The 2741-nt window shown below is 35.3% G+C and carries 3 protein-coding genes; 2 read left to right on the top strand and 1 reads right to left on the bottom strand.

What is annotated here, in order from left to right:
- Window positions 1–453: 453 nt before the first annotated feature.
- On the bottom strand, window positions 454–939 hold the full coding sequence (locus Q7P22_RS08165) for a metallophosphoesterase family protein (protein ID WP_303862949.1): 486 nt from the start codon (window positions 937–939) through the stop codon (window positions 454–456).
- Window positions 940–1193: 254 nt separating this feature from the next.
- Here Q7P22_RS08165 and Q7P22_RS08160 point away from each other — a divergent pair, with 254 nt between their 5' ends.
- Entirely contained in the window at window positions 1194–2492 is a 1299-nt protein-coding gene (locus Q7P22_RS08160) for a hypothetical protein (RefSeq protein ID WP_303862947.1), read from the top strand.
- The coding region (locus Q7P22_RS08155; protein WP_303862943.1) for a hypothetical protein at window positions 2492–2741 on the top strand (250 nt) is incomplete at its 3' end. The genes Q7P22_RS08160 and Q7P22_RS08155, both read left to right, overlap by 1 nt.

The raw sequence follows: 2741 nt of genomic DNA, 5'->3' as shown, positions 1-2741 counted from the left end.
CCCACCGAATTCGCCATACAGGTGGTGATTTCAAACTACCCTAAGGTGCTGTAGACAAAAGCTATGGTATTGAGCGTTAGGGAAAAGTCAGTATAAGCTGGCATGTGAATGCTACGGAGATGAATGATCATATAAACCACTTACGAAAGTGTCGAAATCCCTATTAAGATTCCATCAAAACCAGGTTCTGAAATATAGCCTGGGATAAGTCTAGAAGGAGGAGGCTAATGTTTAAAAAAAGATGCAATATTTGCAATAAGAAGACTTCGAGAGATTCAAGGCGGAAATATATAGATGATCGTGGCAAAAAAATTATAGTTTGTTTGCAATGTGCGGAATATGCAGAAAGACGGGCTTATAGGAAAGCGTAGCCACAAAACCAATAGGGAACATATTTCAGGAACTTAATGTGACCCACGAGGCACGTGGAAAATTGAGTCAAAAATTGAGTCATTAAAAATATACTATATGAGGATGAATACTCTCATGAATCTCTAAAATACCAAAAGAATAATTTTTGTTTCGCCTTTTGTCTGTTGGCGAGCCTGGGTTAAATAGTAAAATGTCCTTATAGACCTGTGATAATGGCATATGGCTGTGCCCGAAAATAATGCAGTTTACTTCGTCCTCTTGAAAACATTTTATTACACGGTCTATGGTTTTACCACTTTGGCCATGACCGTGAGTAATACCAATTCTAAAATTGCCTATATCTAATATTTTTTTACTCCCTAATATTTCATGTAAATGTACTGAATCGTTGTTACCTGCAACAGCTGTTACAGGCGCTATTTCGTTTAGTTGATATATAACATCTATTGTCATTATATCACCAGCATGGATAATAGAATCTATTCCTTGGAAGGTGTCTAAAACGAATTTAGGCAGCTCTTTAGTCTTCTTTGGTATATGAGTATCTGAAATCACACCTACTTTCATTTATAACCTCCACTGTGTATGGTTTATAATATAGATTAGTCTTTCCATATGTTTTTATTTCATGAGGATATTTAAAGGTTTGTTATTAAAAAAATAGTTTTCATTATTATAATTTATTATTAGATGTATAATAAGATAAAATGGAAGAAGTTAAGAAGTGCTCCGTATGACCTGAGAATTACAAATTCATTATGATTGATCTATTGAAAAACAAGTTAACAACCGATAATAATTATAAAAACAGGAGTGGTTTTGTGAGGGATATGGACATTGGTACATTGCGCAATGAAAAAGATTTAAAACCATATTTTTACCATGACAAATGTGATAAATATGATTATTTGATTGCTGTTGGATGTGGTGCAATAGCTGGAATGGTTGATATATTTCTAGTTGGTGCTCCCGGTGGTAGTAAACTTCAAACGTGGACGGATTCACAAGTAGATAAAACTGTAATGCTCTTTGCAAAGACTTGGGGATGGTCACCAAGAGAAGGAAAAGAAAAAAGTGTAGCAAGTGCTATTGGATTTTTAGAGAAAAAATTCCCTGTCAATTACGACCAACGCCATTCCGGTGATGTTGGTGGTTTGTTTAATATGTCTGCAAAAAACCATCATATGAAATCTTTGGCACATTCACCTGATATAATTGGACTGTTTTTCTCTATATTAAATCAATTTACATCTACGTCATCTTTTTTGAGCAATGGTCAGTTGATAACAATTCAAACAGATACCTATGAGTTGCAAGGACATAATTTTGTTTCAAAATTATTTTGTGGCGTAGCAAACTGGTTTGGTCATATCATGTCTGATGTTGCAGGCAGTTCTGGTGCGGTAGGACGTGGAAGCGGAGTTGTGATTCCGTTTTATGAATTGTTTCAGCTGTGCGATTTTGGAAGCCTTCAAGTAGGGTCAGATCGAAACACTCTTGCTACTGTTGCAACAAAGGTTTTCCAAGGAGGGTATGATGCAAGATTTGGACTTACAATGGCTATTCCAGTAGTTTTATGCGACTTGTCTATTAAGCTAACATGGGCAATTAAGCATTATTTTTATCACAAAAGACCGCTTGCTGAGTGCATTCCATCAAAACGACATGATGACCTCAGAATTATGTTAATAATCGGTGATGGAACATTGTGCCTTATGGATGGTGCTGATGCAGCTATTCGTTCAGGCGGGAACTGGGTAACCTTTTTCTTGAGACTTAATATTGTGGCGTGGTTTAGATTAGTATCACTAGTGTTTAGAGAAGTATGTATTAGAGCAGGGATTAGTTTGCCACTTCAGAAGCAACTGGATGCATACATTAGAATAAATGAAGCTTTCGCACTATATTTATCTCAACTTGAACAAATTGATATTGAACTCTTCAAAAAGGAAACAGAGCAATATGATAAGATGCTTGAAATGATGGAAGAAACAGATAACGAAGAAGAGTTACATGTTTTATTACTAAATGAATATAAAGCCCTTGGTATTGCATTGCCTTACAGTGGAAGTTTTGATGATTTCATGAAAGACGAATCTTCTATATTGGAGTTTAAATAATGTATGAGCGTGATAAATGCGGTGAATGTTGCAGGAATCTATGCAAATCACCAATATACAATGAATTGCATAACGGGGATGGTATTTGCATGTATCTGAAAAATGATATTTGCACAATATATGATGATAGGCCTTTAGTGTGCCGTGTTGATGAATGCTATGAAGTTAAGTTTAAAGAACAAATAATCTACCAGGATTATCTTGAGCTTAATTACAAGTTCTGTAAGGAACTAAAAAAATCAAGGAGGA

It is taken from the genome of Alkalibaculum bacchi (assembly GCF_937875145.1).
Lineage (GTDB): Bacteria > Bacillota > Clostridia > Eubacteriales > Alkalibacteraceae > Alkalibaculum > Alkalibaculum bacchi_A.
The sequence above is the reverse complement of the archived record's forward strand: the minus strand, read 5'-3'. Positions and strand labels throughout refer to the sequence as shown.

Excerpts from the sequence above, each read along its gene's own strand:
- Q7P22_RS08165 (WP_303862949.1), bottom strand. The coding sequence starts at position 939 with ATGAAAGTAGGTGTGATTTCAGATACTCATATACCAAAGAAGACTAAA.